The organism is Bacillus sp. P4_D3, from assembly GCF_056401855.1.
The window spans coordinates 1-909 of sequence record NZ_JBFUIN010001041.1 but is presented as its reverse complement, the minus strand read 5'-3'; the positions used below and the strand labels follow the sequence as shown (position 1 = coordinate 909).

Annotated in this window: 2 protein-coding genes; one reads left to right on the top strand and one right to left on the bottom strand. The window is 36.2% G+C overall.

Annotated elements, in window-relative coordinates; genetic code table 11:
• Positions 1–526, bottom strand: a 526-nt coding sequence (locus tag AC1DTM_RS29015) for an MFS transporter (RefSeq protein WP_477001546.1), incomplete at its 3' end; no start/stop codon positions are given.
• Between the two features lie 62 nt (positions 527–588).
• On the opposite strand from AC1DTM_RS29015, the gene AC1DTM_RS29010 reads away from it, so the two are divergent.
• A partial coding sequence (locus tag AC1DTM_RS29010) for an SgrR family transcriptional regulator (protein ID WP_477001547.1) occupies positions 589–909 on the top strand: 321 nt, incomplete at its 3' end.

Here is a 909-nt window from a genome sequence, read left to right as displayed (position 1 = left end):
GCGTAAGGGCTACACCTTGTAAAATAAATAAATATTCAGGATGACTATTATAGAAAAAGGCGCCGATTAATGGGCCGATTACAGAGCCAATTGCTCCCATTGTTTGCAGAACCGCAAATATTTCGGCCTGTTGTTCTTCCTTCGTTAAGTCAGCGATTTGAGCGCGCTGTGCCGGAATATATAAAGAGCGGCCAATACCATTTACGACATACAATAAGGCGAAAAAGGCGACTGATTCAGCAAGAACGAACCCGCTAACGGCGAAAGCTTGTAAAACTAATCCGAGTAACATTATTTTCTTTCGGCCGTATTTATCTGTTACACCCCCAGCGATTAATGTAAACACAATATCAGCGAGAGGCTGTAATCCGAAAAGAAGCATTGTAACTATGACATTACCATTTAAAGCTTTATTAACATGAACAATAAAAATGATAGCTAACATCGCTTCAGTCGTTCGGACTAACAATTCACCGAACAATCGAATGAGAATAGGCTTATTATAACGTTTTAAAAGATACTTCATTTTTATTTCCTCCTTTCTATATTGAAATGATAAGATGGAAGCTAGAAATGAAAAAGGGTAGAATGAAAGAGGAAGATTTTTCATCTTTTAGGGGGCGTTTTATGACTATTTTGGAGCAATATATGCACCTTTGGCTCCAGTATGGAAAAGGGAGAGCAGAGGACGAAAGATTAGAAATAACAATACAAAATATATCTGAAACTTTATTTTGTACAGAGCGAAATAGTAAATTAATCATAAAAAAATTAGAAGAATTAAATTGGATTATGTGGTTTCCAGGCCGAGGGAGAGGGAATCGTTCAAAGTTGTTATTTCAAAAACATCCACTTTCTTTAATTTTAGAAAGAGGAAAAGAAATAACGAAACAAGGGGATGTAAAAAGC